The organism is Streptomyces sp. NPDC026062, from assembly GCF_055568375.1.
On sequence record NZ_JBVHOQ010000047.1, the window covers coordinates 26,588 to 42,197 of the forward strand.

General features: G+C 70.6%; 16 protein-coding genes. 7 read left to right on the forward strand and 9 right to left on the reverse strand.

The window, feature by feature from the left end; genetic code table 11:
* Positions 1-18: 18 nt before the first annotated feature.
* On the forward strand, positions 19-678 hold the full coding sequence (locus tag ACZ4LX_RS32095) for a hypothetical protein (protein ID WP_467650430.1): 660 nt from the start codon (positions 19-21) through the stop codon (positions 676-678).
* A 72-nt stretch (positions 679-750) separates the two neighbouring features.
* Here ACZ4LX_RS32095 and ACZ4LX_RS32100 read toward each other — a convergent pair whose 3' ends face one another.
* The 3 genes from ACZ4LX_RS32100 to ACZ4LX_RS32110 are packed head-to-tail and all read right to left on the reverse strand — an operon-like array spanning position 751 to position 3,747.
* Entirely contained in the window at positions 751-1,884 is a 1,134-nt protein-coding gene (locus ACZ4LX_RS32100; protein ID WP_467650431.1) for an Mrp/NBP35 family ATP-binding protein, read from the reverse strand.
* Between the two features lie 44 nt (positions 1,885-1,928).
* On the reverse strand, positions 1,929-2,483 hold the full coding sequence (locus tag ACZ4LX_RS32105) for a DUF1003 domain-containing protein (RefSeq protein WP_467650433.1): 555 nt from the start codon (positions 2,481-2,483) through the stop codon (positions 1,929-1,931).
* Positions 2,473-3,747: a magnesium transporter MgtE N-terminal domain-containing protein gene (locus ACZ4LX_RS32110; RefSeq protein WP_363066559.1), complete on the reverse strand. Its 1,275-nt coding sequence runs from the start codon at positions 3,745-3,747 to the stop codon at positions 2,473-2,475. The genes ACZ4LX_RS32105 and ACZ4LX_RS32110 overlap by 11 nt, the downstream gene beginning before the upstream one ends.
* Positions 3,748-3,941: 194 nt before the next feature.
* Between ACZ4LX_RS32110 and ACZ4LX_RS32115 the strand changes: the two genes are divergently transcribed.
* Positions 3,942-4,721, forward strand: coding sequence for a hypothetical protein (locus ACZ4LX_RS32115; RefSeq protein WP_467650434.1), 780 nt, complete (start codon positions 3,942-3,944; stop codon positions 4,719-4,721).
* Between the two features lie 11 nt (positions 4,722-4,732).
* On the opposite strand, the gene ACZ4LX_RS32120 is transcribed toward ACZ4LX_RS32115, so the two are convergent.
* Both ACZ4LX_RS32120 and ACZ4LX_RS32125 read right to left on the reverse strand, forming a co-directional pair.
* A complete protein-coding gene (locus ACZ4LX_RS32120) occupies positions 4,733-5,251 on the reverse strand; it encodes a hypothetical protein (RefSeq protein ID WP_467650435.1) in 519 nt (172 codons plus the stop codon).
* Between the two features lie 35 nt (positions 5,252-5,286).
* Positions 5,287-6,408 (reverse strand): magnesium and cobalt transport protein CorA, encoded by a 1,122-nt coding sequence (locus tag ACZ4LX_RS32125; RefSeq protein ID WP_467650436.1) that lies wholly within the window; start codon positions 6,406-6,408, stop codon positions 5,287-5,289.
* Positions 6,409-6,818: 410 nt separating this feature from the next.
* Here ACZ4LX_RS32125 and ACZ4LX_RS32130 point away from each other — a divergent pair, with 410 nt between their 5' ends.
* Positions 6,819-7,403 (forward strand): suppressor of fused domain protein, encoded by a 585-nt coding sequence (locus ACZ4LX_RS32130; RefSeq protein WP_467650437.1) that lies wholly within the window; start codon positions 6,819-6,821, stop codon positions 7,401-7,403.
* 77 nt (positions 7,404-7,480) lie between these two features.
* On the opposite strand, the gene ACZ4LX_RS32135 is transcribed toward ACZ4LX_RS32130, so the two are convergent.
* Positions 7,481-8,713 carry an MFS transporter gene (locus ACZ4LX_RS32135; RefSeq protein WP_467650438.1) on the reverse strand — a complete coding sequence of 411 codons (1,233 nt, stop codon included), beginning with the start codon at positions 8,711-8,713 and terminating at the stop codon, positions 7,481-7,483.
* Between the two features lie 156 nt (positions 8,714-8,869).
* Between ACZ4LX_RS32135 and ACZ4LX_RS32140 the strand changes: the two genes are divergently transcribed.
* The 3 genes from ACZ4LX_RS32140 (at position 8,870) to ACZ4LX_RS32150 (ending at position 11,189) form a co-directional block, all read left to right on the forward strand.
* Positions 8,870-9,514, forward strand: a complete 645-nt coding sequence (locus ACZ4LX_RS32140) for a DUF6758 family protein (RefSeq protein WP_467650439.1) — start codon at positions 8,870-8,872, stop codon at positions 9,512-9,514.
* Between the two features lie 66 nt (positions 9,515-9,580).
* Positions 9,581-10,447: a PHP domain-containing protein gene (locus tag ACZ4LX_RS32145; RefSeq protein ID WP_467650440.1), complete on the forward strand. Its 867-nt coding sequence runs from the start codon at positions 9,581-9,583 to the stop codon at positions 10,445-10,447.
* Between the two features lie 136 nt (positions 10,448-10,583).
* A complete protein-coding gene (locus tag ACZ4LX_RS32150; RefSeq protein WP_219572776.1) occupies positions 10,584-11,189 on the forward strand; it encodes a MarC family protein in 606 nt (201 codons plus the stop codon).
* A gap of 75 nt (positions 11,190-11,264) precedes the next feature.
* Here ACZ4LX_RS32150 and ACZ4LX_RS32155 read toward each other — a convergent pair whose 3' ends face one another.
* The gene (locus ACZ4LX_RS32155) at positions 11,265-11,417 is read right to left on the reverse strand and encodes a hypothetical protein (RefSeq protein ID WP_198676864.1); all 153 of its coding nucleotides are present in this window, start codon (positions 11,415-11,417) and stop codon (positions 11,265-11,267) included.
* A 224-nt stretch (positions 11,418-11,641) separates the two neighbouring features.
* Between ACZ4LX_RS32155 and ACZ4LX_RS32160 the strand changes: the two genes are divergently transcribed.
* Positions 11,642-12,529 carry an NYN domain-containing protein gene (locus ACZ4LX_RS32160; protein WP_467650441.1) on the forward strand — a complete coding sequence of 296 codons (888 nt, stop codon included), beginning with the start codon at positions 11,642-11,644 and terminating at the stop codon, positions 12,527-12,529.
* Between the two features lie 42 nt (positions 12,530-12,571).
* Here the strand turns inward: ACZ4LX_RS32160 and ACZ4LX_RS32165 are convergent, their stop codons facing one another.
* Together ACZ4LX_RS32165 and ACZ4LX_RS32170 are read right to left on the reverse strand one after the other, a co-directional pair.
* Complete coding sequence (locus tag ACZ4LX_RS32165; RefSeq protein ID WP_467650442.1) at positions 12,572-13,417, reverse strand: alpha/beta fold hydrolase; 846 nt, start codon at positions 13,415-13,417, stop codon at positions 12,572-12,574.
* Between the two features lie 124 nt (positions 13,418-13,541).
* Positions 13,542-15,467 carry a DEAD/DEAH box helicase gene (locus ACZ4LX_RS32170; protein WP_467650443.1) on the reverse strand — a complete coding sequence of 642 codons (1,926 nt, stop codon included), beginning with the start codon at positions 15,465-15,467 and terminating at the stop codon, positions 13,542-13,544.
* Positions 15,468-15,610: the final 143 nt, after the last annotated feature.

Genomic DNA, 15,610 nt, shown 5'->3' on the forward strand with positions numbered 1-15,610 from the left:
GAGGAGGCGGCCGGGCAGATGGAGACAACGAGTCGGGTGGGCGCGGAAGGTGCGCCGGACACAGCCACGGCGGAGGGGGTGCCGGCGGCCCGGCTCACGGTCGACGGCTATCTGCGCGCGCCGTTCCCCTGGTACGGACTGGACGAGGCCTTCACCGGGCCCCGCTGGCTGATGCAGGTGGGCACCGCGGCGGACGGCACGGTGCAGCACGGTTCCACCGGTCATGGTGACGAACCGTTGGCACGGAGCGGCGACTCCGGTGCGGACAAGCAGAGGTTCGCGGTCGTCGTGACCGTGGCCAGCAGCCCGGTGCGGCGCAGCGGCGACGGCACGGGGGTCCTGGACGCGACGACGGTCTCCTCCGCGGCGTGGCTGGCCGGCTCCGGCCTGCTCGCCTGCACCTGGCCCCCGCAGATGGACCACACCCTGCGCGACGACTGGCTGGACCAGCAGACGGAGACGGCGTTCGAGCTCGCCGACGACCTGGACGGCCCCGCGTGGTCGGCGCTGTCCCTGCCCGTCGACGGTGTGCCGGTGCCCTTCCACTACCGCGAGTCCGAGTTCGGCTGGGTACTGGCCGGGTCGGCGCGGGGTGTGCACATCGGGGCGTACGGGCGGGGGATGAGCGCGTACGGGCTCGGGTTCTCGGTCGTCGGCGACATCACGACGTACGCGTAGCCGCGCGGCGGGCCCGGGAACGACGCACTGGTGCCGGGGACCGGACGGTCCCCGGCACCAGTGCGTAGCGGGTCAGAACTTGTTGCGCGGGGTGATGCCCAGGGACATGCCGGACAGGCCGCGCTGACGGCCGCCCAGCTTCTCCGCGATGGAGCGCAGGGCCTTGCCGGCCGGGGAGTCGGGGTCGGAGAGCACGACGGGCTTGCCCTCGTCGCCGCCCTCACGCAGCCGTACGTCGATCGGGATGGAGCCGAGCACCGGAACCTCGGCGCCGACCGTCTTCGTCAGCCCCTCGGCCACCCGGGCGCCGCCGCCCGAGCCGAACACGTCGACCATCTCGTCGCAGTGCGGGCACGGCATGCCCGACATGTTCTCGACGACACCGACGATCTTCTGGTGGGTCTGGACGGCGATCGAGCCGGCCCGCTCGGCCACCTCGGCCGCGGCCTGCTGGGGTGTCGTGACGACCAGGATCTCCGCGTTCGGCACCAGCTGGGCCACGGAGATCGCGATGTCACCGGTGCCCGGCGGCAGGTCGAGCAGCAGGACGTCCAGGTCGCCCCAGTACACATCGGCGAGGAACTGCTGGAGCGCGCGGTGCAGCATCGGGCCGCGCCAGACGACCGGGGCGTTGCCCGGGGTGAACATGCCGATGGAGATGACCTTCACGCCGTGCGAGGACGGCGGCATGATCATGTTCTCGACCTGGGTCGGCTTGCCGTCCGCACCGAGCATCCGGGGCACGCTGTGCCCGTAGATGTCCGCGTCCACGACGCCGACCTTGAGGCCGTCGGCCGCCATCGCCGCCGCGAGGTTCACCGTCACCGAGGACTTGCCGACACCGCCCTTGCCGGAGGCGACCGCGTACACCCGGGTCAGCGAACCGGGCTTGGCGAAGGGCACCTCGCGTTCCGCCGTGCCGCCGCGCAGCGAGGTCGCGAGGTCCTTGCGCTGCTCGTCGCTCATCACGTCGAGCGTGACCTCGACCCGCGACACACCTTCGACGCGGGCCACCGCGTCCGTCACGTTCTTGGTGATCGTCTCGCGCATCGGGCAGCCGGAGACGGTGAGATACACCGTGACAGCGACCACACCGTCAGGATCGATCTCGACCGATTTCACCATGCCGAGTTCGGTGATCGGGCGGTGGATCTCCGGGTCGTTCACTGTCGCCAGTGCCTCAAGCACCGCGTCTTCCGTAGCCATACGGACGATGGTACGGCGCCCGTCGCTACGCGCGGGTAGCTCTTTCAGCGGTCTTCGTCACTCTCGGCGGCCCGCAGCGCCTGCCGCTCCTCCAGGTGCTTCACCAGGTCCTCCAGTTCGGAGCGGATCCAGTCGCGTGTGGCGACCTCCCCGAGGCCCATCCGCAGCGCGGCGATCTCCCTGGTCAGGTACTCGGTGTCGGCGATGGAGCGCTCGTTCTGCTTCCGGTCCTGCTCGTGGGTGACCCGGTCGCGGTCGTCCTGCCGGTTCTGCGCGAGGAGGATCAGCGGGGCCGCGTACGAGGCCTGGAGCGACAGCATCAGGGTCAGGAAGATGAACGGATACTCGTCGAACCGCAGGTTCCCCGGCGCGAAGATGTTCCACACCACCCACACGATGATGATCAGCGTCATCCAGACGATGAACCGCCCGGTGCCCAGGAAGCGCGCGATGCGCTCCGAGAACCGGCCGAACGCCTCGGGATCGTACTCCGGCAGCAGCCGCCGGCGCGGGGCCTTCGGCAGATCGAGCCGGGCCCGGGGGGTGCGGGTCAGCGCCGTCGAGCCGTTCGACGCCCTGGAGCGGTCCTCACCGGTCACCGGGCACCCCCTCGCGGCCGTGGAAGTCGGTCTCCCGCCAGTCGTCGGGCAGCAGGTGGTCCAGGACGTCGTCCACCGTCACCGCGCCCAGCAGCGAGCCGCTCTCGTCCACCACGGGCACCGAGACCATGTTGTACGCCGCCAGATAGCTCGTCACGACCGACAGCGGGGTGTCCGGGGGCAGCGCCACCAGGTCGCTGTCGACGAGCGAGCTGACCAGGGTGAACGGCGGGTCCCGCAGCAGCCGCTGGAAGTGCACCGTGCCCAGGTACTTGCCCGTCGGCGTCTCGTCCGGCGACCTGCACACGTACACCTGCGCGGCGAGCGCGGGGGACAGGTCGGACTGGCGGACCCGGGCCAGCGCGTCGGCGACCGTCGCGTCCGGACGCAGGATGATCGGCTCGGTGGTCATCAGACCGCCCGCGGTCCGCTCCTCGTACGACATGAGGCGCCGCACATCGGCCGCGTCGTCCGGACGCATCAGCGTCAGCAGACGCTCCTTGTCCGCCTCGGGCAGTTCGGAGAGCAGGTCCGCCGCGTCATCGGGATCCATGGCCTCCAGGACGTCCGCCGCGCGCTCCTCCTTGAGCTTGCCGATGATCTCCACCTGGTCGTCCTCGGGGAGCTCCTCCAGGACGTCGGCGAGCCGGTCGTCGTCCAGCGCGGCGGCGACCTCCGCCCGCCGCTTCGGGGACAGGTGGTGCAGGGCGTTGGCCACATCGGTGGGGCGCAGCTTCTCGAACGTGGCGACGAGCGACTCCGCGCCCTGACCGTGCTCCTCCAGCGAGAAGCCGCTGACGGCCGACCACTCGACGGTCAGCGTCTCGCCCTTGCGGCGCAGCGCCCCGCCCCGGCCCTTGCGGACGAAGTACTTGTCGATCTCCCAGTCACGGCGGGCCGGCAACTGCTGGATGGCCACGTCCAGGATGGTGACCTCCTCGCCGGTCTCCACCAGGCTGACCCGCCGGTCGAGGAACTCGCCGAGCACCAGACGTTCGGTGGGCCGCTGTTCGAAGCGCCGCATGTTGACCACGCCGGTGGTGATCACCTGCCCCGACTCGATGCCCGTGACCCGGGTCATCGGGAGGAAGATCCGGCGCCTGCTCACCACCTCGACGACGATGCCGAGCAGCCGGGGCGGCCGTCCGCCGACCCGGAGCATCGCGACCAGGTCGCGGACGCGTCCCACCTGGTCACCGTTGGGGTCGAAGACCGGTACGCCGGACAGGTGCGAGACGAAGACGCGGGGCGTGCCTGGTGCCATGCCTGCGCCTCCTCGTCCGCGGCCGGGCTCGGTTCCGACAGTTCTTGCACCCTTATGACGTGATCAGGCTAGCCCGTACCGCTACGTGTCGCCTCGGCGAACCGTCCGTACGGCTCTCTGCCGGAAGACGTAGGCGGCACGGGTACGCTGCCGTCTGCCACCCCCCGCCATGCAGCTGAGAGGCAAGTGCGCCCGTGACCTCTTTCGTCCCGCCCGTCCGGGCCCGCCGCCGGACCGCCACCCTCGCCCTGGTGCTCTGCGCCGGGCTGACCGCGGTGCTGACCGCGTGCGCGGGTGAGGATCCGGACGAGGGGACCAACGGCGTCGGCAGACTGACCGGGCCGGAGATCGAGAAGAAGGCGCAGACGGCGGCGGACTCCGCCGACGCGGTCCGGCTGGCCGGGACGCTGGTGAGCAAGGGCGGTACGTACAAGATCGACATGCGGCTCAAGAACAAGGGCGGCGTGGGATCCGTCACCTCCAGGAACAGCACCTTCGAACTGCTGCGGATCGGTGACGAGCTCTACCTCAAGGCCGGCGCCGGCTTCTGGAGCCACGACGACGCGAAGAAGGCGGAGGCCGGGGCGAAGGGCGACGCGGGTGGCGCTGCCGCCGACAAGCTCGACGACAAGTACGTGAAGGTCCCCGAGGACGACCCCACGTACAAGCAGCTGCGCGGCTTCACGGACAAGAAGGTGCTGCTCGACGGGCTGCTCACGCTGCACGGCGAGGTCGGCAAGGGCGACCGCGACAAGGTCGGCGGGGTGCGCACCATCCGGATCCTGGGCGGTGAGGGTGACGGCGGAGCCCTGGACGTGTCGCTGGAGGGCGCCCCGTACCCCCTGAGTTTCGCCCGGGGCGGTGGCGGGGGTGTCATCGAGCTCGCCGACTGGGGCAAGGACTTCGCGCTGGCGGCCCCGGCCGAGGACGAGACCGTCGACTACGGGCAGCAGCTGCCGAAGTCGACCTCCTGAGGCCTGGCCCGCTACGGCCTGCGCAGGGACTTCTTCAGCAGCTTCGGCAGCCCGGCCGGCACCGGCAGCCGGGTGGTCGCGGTGGTGGGCAGCGGGGCCGCCGCCCCCGAGGTGGCGGGCAGTTCCGTACGGGAGTCGAGCGGGGTCAGCGTGATGATCCGGCACTCGCGCGCCCACCGCTCGGGCATCTGCTCGGCGTCGGGAGCGTTGAGCCGCTTGCCCTTGAGCTCGGCGACCGAGGCCTCCCATTCCTCGGAGTGCGGGGCGAGCTGCGTCACCGACGCCGACCAGGCGACGAGACGGCCGCCCTTGTCCTTGCTGCGTACGGTCACCTCCGCGGTGGCGCCGTCGGTGAGACCGGCCGGGAGCGGCTGCTCGCCGGGACCGTCCCCGACGAGATGCGCCGCCCCCTCGTGCCATACGTGCCACAGCGCCCGCGCGGGACCGGTGCCGCGCACCCAGATGAGGCCCGACTTCTTGGTGGCCTCCTCGACGAGGGCCGGTCCGAGCAGCGTGTCAGCAGCAGTCATGGGGCAGAGCTTAGACGGGCCCCGGGGCGGTGGTCTCAGAGCCAGCCGTTGCGCTTGAGCATGCGGTGGATGGAGAAGCAGACCACGCCGATGAAGCCCAGGACCATCGGGTAGCCGTACGTCCAGCGCAGCTCCGGCATGTGCTTGAAGTTCATGCCGTAGACGCCGCAGATCATCGTCGGTACGGCGATGATGGCCGCCCAGGAGGTGATCTTGCGCATGTCCTCGTTCTGCGCGACGGTCGCCTGCGCCAGGTTGGCCTGGAGGATCGAGTTGAGCAGTTCGTCGAAGCCGATGACCTCTTCCTGCACCCGGACCAGGTGGTCGGCGACATCCCGGAAGTACTTCTGGATGTCCGGGTCGATCAGCCGCATCGGCCGCTCGCTGAGCAGCTGCATCGGGCGCAGCAGCGGCGAGACGGCCCGCTTGAACTCCAGCACCTCGCGCTTGAGCTGGTAGATCCGGCCCGCGTCCGAGCCGCGTGGACTGCCCTTGTCCGGCGTGGAGAAGACCTCGATCTCCACCTCGTCGATGTCGTCCTGCACCGCGGCCGCCACCGCGATGTACCCGTCGACGACGTGGTCGGCGATGGAGTGCAGCACCGCGGAAGGGCCCTTGGCGAGGAGCTCGGGGTCATCCTGCAGCCGGTGGCGCAGCGCGCGCAGCGAGCCGTGGCCGCCGTGCCGGACGGTGATGACGAAGTCCCGGCCGGTGAAGCACATCACCTCGCCGGTCTCCACGACCTCGCTGGTCGCGGTCAGCTCGGCGTGCTCGACGTAGTGGATCGTCTTGAAGACGGTGAACAGGGTGTCGTCGTAGCGCTCCAGCTTGGGCCGCTGATGGGCGTGGACGGCGTCCTCGACGGCCAGTGGGTGCAGCCCGAACTCCCGGGCGATGACGGCGAATTCCTCCTCGGTCGGCTCGTGGAGGCCGATCCAGGCGAAGCCGCCCTTCTCCCGCACGCGGAGCATCGCCTCGTGCGGCGTACGGCAGGTGCCCTCCACGTCGGCGACACGGCGGCCGTCGCGGTAGACCGCGCAGTCGACGACCGCGCTGGAGGCGGACGGGTCGCGCGTGGTGTCGTAACTGCTGTGCAGGGTGTTGGTCTTGCGCAGGGACGGGCGCACGACGGCGCGCAGGTCGCGGATCATCGACATGGCTGGCTCCTTCACGGAGGGCCGTCGGCGCAGGCGTGGAACAGCCCGGAATGAGGACGTGGGCTCACGTCCGCAAAGCGGGCGGCACCGCGGGGGCACGACGACGGCGTTCGCTACAGACAGGCAAAAAGGGAGTGCTCTTCCGTCGTGCGAAATGCCAGGGGCCTTGACCGAGAAGGCGTCAGATCACAGAGGAAAGCTGTCGAGCGGAAGAGCGGTTGGTACTGCACGGTCGACTTGGATCCACCGCAGCCCCACCTCCTCCGGTCGGTCCCCCGTAGGGGATGACGTTTCGCCGGGACTTGAGAGCGACGCTTCTGCGTGCTGTCCCGACCGGCACCCCAGGCTAGCAGCCGGTACAGGGCCAATCCCTTACTTTGCCCGTTCCATACGCGTCCTATGCTCGCGGCATGGCAGAAATTCTTGCTCCGGTCGAGGCACGTCTGCGGACGGCCCTGGGTGAACCGGACGCACGTGCGGCAGTGACGTTTCTCGGGACGGACCGGATCGAGGTGCTCCGGTTCATCGACGGCGACGTGGTGAGGTACGCCACCCTCGGCATGTCCGCCCAGCCGATGGCCGATCCGACCGCCACGCTCGCCGACCCGGTCAAGGGCCCGCGCGCCGAACTCGTCCTGTCGGTACGGGTCGGCTTGGCCGACACCGACCAGGTGCTGCGCAAGCTCGCGGTACTGGCGGCATCGCCCCAGGTGGAGGGGGTGATCGTGGCCCCGGGCGCCTCTCTGGACGTGGGTGAACCGCTGTGGCCCGGGGCGCCGTTCAGCTCGGTGCTGGTCGCCGAGTCCGGGGGGCTCGTGCCGGACCTGGAGCTCGCGGAGCCGATGGAGCCCGTGCGGTTTCTGCCGTTGCTGCCGATGACGCACAACGAGGCGGCCTGGAAGCGGGTCCGCGGTGCGCAGGAACTCCAGGAGCGGTGGCTGTCGCAGGGTACGGATCTGCGTGATCCGCTGCGTGGCTCGGTCGCCCTGGACTGAGCCGCCCCGACCGGGACGAACGGAACACGAAGTCCCCGCCGCGCGGCCGGGGCCGTGCGGCGGGGCGGTACGAGCGGTCAGCCGGCGAATACCGTGACGCCGTCCTCGGTGGCGTGCTTCGGCTCCAGCTCCTGCGCCTCGTGCGAGAGCGCCGAGCGGCGCACCCAGATGACGGCGGCACCGACGACCGCGGCGGCCGCGGCGACCACGAACGGGATGTGGATGTCGCTCCACTCCTCGATCTTCGGGGCCAGATAGGGCGCGGCGGCGGCCGCGAACCAGCGGACGAAGTTGTAGCCCGCGCTGGCCACCGGGCGCGGCGCGTCCGAGACGCCGAGCGCCAGTTCCGTGTAGACGGTGTTGTTCATTCCGATGAAGGCGCCCGAGACGATGGTGCAGACGATCGCCGTCGTGTGGTTGCCGTACCCGAGGATCACCAGGTCGGCGGCGAGCAGCACCAGTGAGGCGCCGACCACCTTCAGCGAGCCGAAGCGCTTCTGCAGCCTCGGCGCGACGAGCACCGAGAAGACCGCCAGCAGCAGACCCCAGGCGAAGAAGACGGCACCGGACTTGTACGGGGTCATGTTCAGCACGAACGGTGTGAACGCCAGGATCGTGAAGAACGCGTAGTTGTAGAAGAACGCCGAGGTCGCGACGGAGGCGAGCCCGCCGTGGCCGAGCGCCTTGAGCGGGTCGAGCAGCGAGGTCTTCCGGGCCGGCCTGGGCTGTTCCTTCAGGAACGCCGTGATGCAGACGAAGCCGATCGCCATCAGTGCGGCCGTGCCGAAGAACGGGTAGCGCCAGCTGGCGTCACCCAGCAGTGCCCCGAGCAGCGGCCCGCAGGCCATGCCGAGGCCGAGGGCGGACTCGTACAGCAGGATCGCCGCCGAGCTGCCGCCCGCCGCCGCGCCGACGATCACGGCGAGTGCGGTCGATACGAAGAGTGCGTTGCCCAGGCCCCAGCCGGCCCGGAATCCGACGAGTTCCGCGACGGAGGACGAGGTGCCGGAGAGCGCGGCGAAGACCACGACGAGCGCGAGACCGGCCAGCAGCGTCTTGCGTCCCCCGATGCGGCTGGAGACGAAGCCGGTCACGAGCATCGCGACGGCCGTGATCAGAAAGTACGAGGTGAACAGCAGGGACACCTGACTCGGCGTCGCCTCCAGCCCCTTCGCGATGGACGGAAGGATCGGGTCCACCAGGCCGATTCCCATGAACGCGACCACAGAAGCGCCCGCTGTGGCCCAGACGGCCTTCGGCTGGCGCAGGATGCTCGCCGTTCCCTGTTCGAACGGATCCTCTCCCTGCATGGGACTACTCGCTCTCCACTAGATCGGTGTGTTGTGCACAGAATAAGTTAGAGTGTCTAATAAATGCAAGCTACACCTAAATCCGCTGGTCGGGGCACGCTGCGGAAGGGTGATCGTCCTTGACGCGGCGACTGCCGGAGAGGACCGTTGGGCGCTATGAGGGGCGAACCCAGTTGCCCGAAGTGCGGAGGCCGGGTCAGGGCGCCCGGTTTCTTCGACGACACCTGGCAGTGCGACGCGCACGGCAGCGTGCATCCGATGCAGCCGGTCATCCCGCCCAGCGTCGAGGGGCTGGGGGTGGTGGTGCACCGCTCCCAGGTCCCCGTGTGGATGCCCTGGCCGCTGCCGGTCGGCTGGCTGTTCACCGGCGTGGCTGCGGCGGGGGACGACCGCGGCGGGGGCCGGGCCACCGCTGTCGCCTGTTCCGGACCGGGGCCGCTCGGCGGGATCGGCGAGCTGCTGCTCGTCGCGGAGGAGCTCGGCGTCGGACTCGGGGCGCGGTTCGCCGGGATCGACGGCCCGGACCCGGGGCCGCTGCTGCGGGTCGACGGACCGCCCGACGCCAAGGTGCTCGCCGCGGGCCGGCCGACCCCGCTCTGGCACGTGAAGGACGCACCCGCGGACCGGGCCGTCTTCGCCGGTGAGGCGCGCGGGCTCTGGCTCTGGGCGATCGTGTGGCCCGAGCAGTCGGGGCTCCTGATGTACGACGAGCTGGTGCTGACCGATCTGCGCGATGCCGGGGGAGAGGTGGACCTGGTGCCCTGCGGCGCGCTCACGCCCCGACTGCTGACCGGACCCTGAGCGGGCGTGGCCGCCGGTTATCCTTGAGCGTCCCCCACCCGGCCGCGAGCATCTGGAGTACGTGTCGTGCGCATCGACCTGCACACCCACTCCACCGCATCGGACGGTACGGACACCCCCGCCGAGCTGGTGCGCAACGCCGCCGCCGCGGGACTCGACGTCGTCGCGCTCACCGACCACGACACGGTCCGAGGCCATGCCGCCGCGGTGGCCGCGCTCCCCGAGGGCCTCACCCTGGTCACCGGCGCCGAGCTCTCCTGCCGCCTCGATGGCGTGGGGCTGCACATGCTGGCGTACCTCTTCGATCCCGACGAGCCCGAGCTGGCGCGCGAGCGCGAGCTGGTGCGCGACGACCGGGTGCCGCGCGCGCGGACCATGGTGCGCAAGCTCCAGGAGCTGGGCGTTCCCGTCGAGTGGGAGCAGGTCGCGCGGATCGCCGGGGACGGCTCGGTCGGGCGGCCGCACATCGCCACCGCGCTGGTCGAGCTCGGCGTCGTGGGGACGGTCTCCGACGCCTTCACGTCCGAGTGGCTCGCGGACGGCGGGCGCGCGTACGCCGAGAAGCACGAACTCGACCCCTTCGACGCGATCCGGCTGGTCAAGGCCGCCGGCGGCGTCACCGTCATGGCGCACCCGGCCGCCGTCAAACGCGGCCGGACGGTCCCCGAGTCCTCGATAGCGGCGCTGGCCGCCGCCGGGCTCGACGGTATCGAGGCCGATCACATGGACCACGACGAGCCGACCCGGGCCCGAATGCGCGGCCTCGCCCGCGAGCTCGGCCTGCTCGCCACCGGCTCCAGCGACTACCACGGCAGCCGCAAGACCGTGCAGCTCGGCGCGTACACCACCGACCCGGAGATCTACGGCGAGATCACCCGGCGCGCCACGGGAGCCTTCCCGGTGCCGGGCGCCGGCGGAGCCGTCGCCCCGTAACGGCGCACGCACCACCACTCCTTCACCCGTTCACGCCCGTTCACGCCCGCGCTTTCGCGCGCGCCGCGCCGCAGCCGCCGACAAGGCCGCGGGCGCCACCCCCTCGCATTTCCGCTCTCTCCCCGCAAGGCTCACTGTGTTCGACGTCGCTGTCTTCGGATCCCTTTTTCTCACGCTTTTTGTGATTATGGATCCGCCCGGGATCACCCCGATCTTCCTCGCCCTCACCGCGGGCCGCCCCGCCCGGATGCAGCGCAGGATGGCGCTGCAGGCGGTCGCCGTCGCCTTCGGTGTGATCGCCGTCTTCGGACTGCTCGGCCAGCAGATCCTTGACTATCTGCATGTCTCCGTCCCCGCGCTGATGATCGCGGGCGGGCTGCTCCTGCTGCTCATCGCGCTGGATCTGCTGACCGGCAAGACCGACGAGCCGACGCAGACCAAGGACGTCAACGTGGCGCTCGTCCCCCTCGGCATGCCGCTGCTCGCGGGCCCCGGAGCGATCGTCTCGGTGATCCTCGCGGTGCAGCACGCCGATACCGTCGGCAGTCAGATCTCGGTCTGGACGGCGATCATCGTCATGCATGTCGTGCTCTGGCTGACCATGCGCTACTCGTTGCTGATCATCCGGGTCATCAAGGACGGCGGCGTCGTGCTGGTCACCCGGCTCGCCGGCATGATGCTTTCCGCCATCGCCGTCCAGCAGATCATCAACGGCGTCACCCAGGTCATCCAGAACGCCTGACCCGGCCCCGGACACCACAGCGCCCCCGCACGGACCATCCGTGCGGGGGCGCTTCGTCTTTTACGTCGTCATGTATTACGAAGCCGAGCTTTCGGCCGGGCGGATATAGATGCGCTGGCCGATAGCCGCGGCCTGCTGCACGATCCGGTTGACGGAGGCGGCGTCCACGACGGTGCTGTCCACGGCGGTACCGTCGACATCGTCGAGTCGCATGATCTCGAAGCGCATACGGCTTCCCTTCGTCTGATCCTCCTGCTGGAGAACTACTGGGAGGACGGGGGGCCCGTCCGCAAGGATGTGGAAGCGCACAGGCATACCTGTCCCGCGCCCCACGGTGGGTACAACGGCTTGCCCCCTGCAATCATTCCCTACGCTAAGGAAATTTTTTGGATGTCTAAGTACCAGCAGGTAACCGAGCATGCGCGGACGACGTTCTCCGCGACGAGGCCCGCATGAACGACGCGGAGATCGTCGATCGCCTGGACCGCACCAACGAACTGCTCAAGCGGGTACTCGCCGAGGTGTCGAAGACCCCGTCGACCCACGCGATCTTCGTGGACGCGGGCTACGTATACGCCGCGGCCGGACTGCTCGTCACCGGTACCGAGGACCGGCGCTCCTTCGACCTCGACTCCGAGGGGCTGATCGAGGCCTTCATCGACAAGGCCCGCACCATCTTCGCGGACAGCAGGCTGCTGCGCGTGTACTGGTACGACGGGGCCAGGCGCCGGATCCACACCGTCGAGCAGCAGTCCATCGCCGAACTCCCCGACGTCAAGGTCAGGCTGGGCAACCTCAACGCCAACAACCAGCAGAAGGGCGTCGACTCGCTCATCCGCACCGACCTCGAATCCCTCGCCCGCCACCGTGCCATCAGCGATGCCGCGCTGGTCGGCGGCGACGAGGACCTGGTGTCGGCGGTCGAGGCCGCGCAGGGGTACGGGGCCCGGGTCCACCTGTGGGGAATCGAGGCCGGGGAGGGGCGCAACCAGGCCGAACCGCTGCTCTGGGAGGTCGACAGTCAGCGCACCTTCGACCTCGACTTCTGCCGTCCCTACGTGACCAGACGCCCCGTCACCACCTATGAGGAGGACGCCCCCGCGCCCTCGCGCGAGGACGTCCGCTTCGTCGGCGCGCAGATCGCCGCCACCTGGCTCTCTTCCCGCGGCCGTGAGTCCCTGGCCGATCTGCTGCCGGGGCATCCGTATCTGCCTGGCTCCGTCGACCAGGATCTGCTGGTCGAGGCCGAGCGGATGCTCAAGCACTCGCTGCGCGGCCACGCCCATCTGCGCCGGGCGCTGCGGGACGGCTTCTGGCAGCACCTCCAGTCGCAGTACTGACGCCGACCGCTCCCGCGCACGCCCCCGTGTTCTCGCAGCCGCTCAGAGGCTGTCCCAGAAGGAGACGAGCGCGGACGCCGTCGGCCCCGGCCGGTCCGTGTTGGGGGAGTGCTCGGCGCCCTCGATCCGGGTCCGGCGCGCGCCGAGGCGCACCGCCATCGCGTCGAGCAGCGGGACCGGCCAGACGTCGTCGCGTTCGCCGGAGATCACATGGACCGGAAGCCCGGCGGCGGCCAGCTCGGCCACCCGGTCGGGTTCGGTGGCGAGCCGGCGGCCGGTGGCGATCAGCTGTGCGGGGTGGTGGCGCAGCCAGCGCCGCCGCAGCTCCTCGCCACCGGTGTCGGCCTCGGCCGGCGGGTCGAAGGCGCGCATGGCGGCCCAGACGTCGTCCATGCTCATCGTGGCGAGCGCGTCACCGAGGATCTTCAGCTTGATCTGCTGGGCCTCGACGACCTCGGCGGGCCCGGAGGACATCAGCGTGAGCGAACGGAACGGAGCGGCGTCCAGGAGCACGGCGGCGCGCGCGATCTGCCCGCCGAGCGAGTGGCCGAGCAGGTCGACCGCGCCGCCGTCCAGGCCGAGCGCGGCTGTCTGTGCGAGCACGTCCCGGGCCAACTCGTCCTGGGCGTAATCCTCCTGACGGTCCGTTCCGTCGCTCTCGTACTGTCCGCGCCCGTCGACGGTGACGGCGCGGTAGCCGGCGTCGGACAGCGGTTGCAGCAGTGCGATGAAGTCCTCCTTGCTGCCGGTGTAACCGGGCAGCAGAAGGACGGTGCCCCGTGACCGGGTACGCGGCACGGCGTCCAGCACGGCGAAGTCCCCGCGCTCGGTGCGCAGCGCGCGGGGACGGGCACAGGGAGGCGGGGTGAAGGTGGGTGGCCTGCTCATGGCACGAGGTTACGACCGGGGGGCAAGGCCCGTCCTGCGCCGGGCCCGTCCTGCGCCGGAACGCCGGACGGGCCCGAGTCGATCCCTCGGGCCCGTCCGGCGATTCTTGACGTGTGGTGCGCGCTCAGCCCTCGGACTTGGCGGCAGCCGTCCTGGGGGCCCGGCGCCGGCGCGGCTTGGCCTCGCCCTCGGCGGCGGGTGCCTGGGCCACCGTCTCCGTCGTCGGCTTAGCCGCGGCACGGGGGCGGCGGCGCGCCCTGGAGTCCGACTCGGGCTCGGCGATCGGCGCGATCTGGAAGTCGACCTCGTCCTCGACGGGCTTGATGACCCGGGCGCGGCGGCGCGGCTTGGTCACCGCTGCGGCAACGGGCGCGGGCTCGGCCACGGGAGCGATCTGGAAGTCGACCTCCTCCGTCACCGGCTTGACGACCCGGGCGCGACGGCGGCGCGGCTTCGCCTCGGCGACCGTCTCCGCCTCGGCGTCGACCGTGACCTCCACCTCGGCTGCGTCCTTGACCTTGGCGGCCCTGGTCCTGGTCCGCTTCTTCGGCGCGGCCTCGGGGGCGGGCTCGACGTCGACGACCACGGCCGGAGCCTCGGCCACGGCCACCGCGGCCTCGGCCGCGAGGTCCGCGGCACCGACACGGCTGCGCCGGCGGCGGCGCGGGGTGCGCGGCTCGGAGGGGCTCTCGGCGGCCTCGGGTGCCTCGACGGCCACCGCGGCCGGTGCGGACACCGTCGCGGTGCTCTCCTCCGTGCCGGCGCCGCCCCGGGTGCGACGACGCTGACGCGGCGTACGCGGGGCACGCTCCTCGCGGACCGCGGGGGCCGACGCGGCGGACTTGCGGCCACGGCCGCCCGTCTCGCCGAGGTCCTCGACCTCCTCGGCCCGCAGACCGGCACGGGTCCGCTCGGCACGCGGCAGGACACCCTTGGTGCCGGCCGGGATGTCGAGCTCCTCGTACAGGTGGGGCGACGTGGAGTACGTCTCGGGCGGGTCCGGGAACTTCAGGTCCAGGGCCTTGTTGATCAGCTGCCAGCGCGGGATGTCGTCCCAGTCGACCAGCGTGATCGCGATGCCCTTGGCACCCGCGCGGCCGGTCCGGCCGATCCGGTGCAGATAGGTCTTCTCGTCCTCGGGCGACTGGTAGTTGATGACGTGGGTGACACCCTCGACATCGATACCGCGGGCGGCGACGTCGGTGCAGACGAGCACATCGACCTTGCCGTTGCGGAAGGCGCGCAGCGCCTGCTCGCGTGCGCCCTGGCCGAGGTCGCCGTGGACCGCGCCGGAGGCGAAGCCACGCCTCTCCAGCTGCTCGGCGATGTCGGCCGCGGTGCGCTTGGTGCGGCAGAAGATCATCGCGAGCCCGCGGCCGTTGGCCTGCAGGATGCGCGAGACCATCTCGGGCTTGTCCATGTTGTGCGCGCGGTAGACGAACTGCGCGGTGTTCTTGACGGTCGTGCCCTCGTCGTCGGGCGACGTGGCGTTGATGTGCGTCGGCTGCGACATGTAGCGGCGCGCGAGGCTGATGACCGCGCCCGGCATGGTCGCCGAGAACAGCATCGTCTGGCGCTTCGCTGGCAGCATCGTGATGATGCGCTCGACATCGGGCAGGAAGCCCAGGTCGAGCATCTCGTCGGCCTCGTCGAGAACGAGGGCGCGGATCTGCGACAGGTCGAGCTTGCGCTGGCCGGCCAGGTCGAGCAGACGGCCCGGCGTGCCGACGATCACGTCGACGCCCTTCTTGAGGGCCTCGACCTGGGGCTCGTACGCCCGGCCGCCGTAGATGGCGAGAACGCGGACGTTACGCACCTTGCCGGCGGTCTGCAGGTCGTTCGTGACCTGCTGGCAGAGCTCGCGGGTCGGGACGACGATCAGCGCCTGCGGGGCGTCGGTCAGCTTCTCGGGCTTGGCCCGGCCCGCCTCGACGTCCGCGAGGACGGTGACGCGCTCCAGCAGCGGCAGGCCGAAACCGAGCGTCTTGCCGGTGCCGGTCTTGGCCTGTCCGATGACATCGGAGCCGGAGAGCGCTACGGGGAGCGTCATCTCCTGGATGGGGAAGGGGGAGGTGATGCCGACAGCTTCAAGGGCTTCGGCCGTCTCGGAAAGGATCCCGAGGTCTCGGAACGTAGTCAGGGTGCTGCCTCTTCTGTGAAACGCGGTCCGAGGCGAACGAAGGGGGTCGTACC

Bases quoted from the DNA above. Each gene is read 5' to 3' on its own strand.
- ACZ4LX_RS32130 (WP_467650437.1), top strand. From the start codon at position 6,819: ATGGCAGAAATTCTTGCTCCGGTCGAGGCACGTCTGCGGACGGCCCTG.
- ACZ4LX_RS32120 (WP_467650435.1), bottom strand. From the start codon at position 5,251: ATGACTGCTGCTGACACGCTGCTCGGACCGGCCCTCGTCGAGGAGGCC.
- ACZ4LX_RS32125 (WP_467650436.1), bottom strand. From the start codon at position 6,408: ATGTCGATGATCCGCGACCTGCGCGCCGTCGTGCGCCCGTCCCTGCGC.
- ACZ4LX_RS32095 (WP_467650430.1), top strand. From the start codon at position 19: ATGGAGACAACGAGTCGGGTGGGCGCGGAAGGTGCGCCGGACACAGCC.
- ACZ4LX_RS32135 (WP_467650438.1), bottom strand. From the start codon at position 8,713: ATGCAGGGAGAGGATCCGTTCGAACAGGGAACGGCGAGCATCCTGCGC.
- ACZ4LX_RS32165 (WP_467650442.1), bottom strand. From the start codon at position 13,417: ATGAGCAGGCCACCCACCTTCACCCCGCCTCCCTGTGCCCGTCCCCGC.
- ACZ4LX_RS32170 (WP_467650443.1), bottom strand. From the start codon at position 15,467: ATGACGCTCCCCGTAGCGCTCTCCGGCTCCGATGTCATCGGACAGGCC.
- ACZ4LX_RS32155 (WP_198676864.1), bottom strand. From the start codon at position 11,417: ATGCGCTTCGAGATCATGCGACTCGACGATGTCGACGGTACCGCCGTG.
- ACZ4LX_RS32110 (WP_363066559.1), bottom strand. From the start codon at position 3,747: ATGGCACCAGGCACGCCCCGCGTCTTCGTCTCGCACCTGTCCGGCGTA.
- ACZ4LX_RS32140 (WP_467650439.1), top strand. From the start codon at position 8,870: ATGAGGGGCGAACCCAGTTGCCCGAAGTGCGGAGGCCGGGTCAGGGCG.
- ACZ4LX_RS32100 (WP_467650431.1), bottom strand. From the start codon at position 1,884: ATGGCTACGGAAGACGCGGTGCTTGAGGCACTGGCGACAGTGAACGAC.
- ACZ4LX_RS32160 (WP_467650441.1), top strand. From the start codon at position 11,642: ATGAACGACGCGGAGATCGTCGATCGCCTGGACCGCACCAACGAACTG.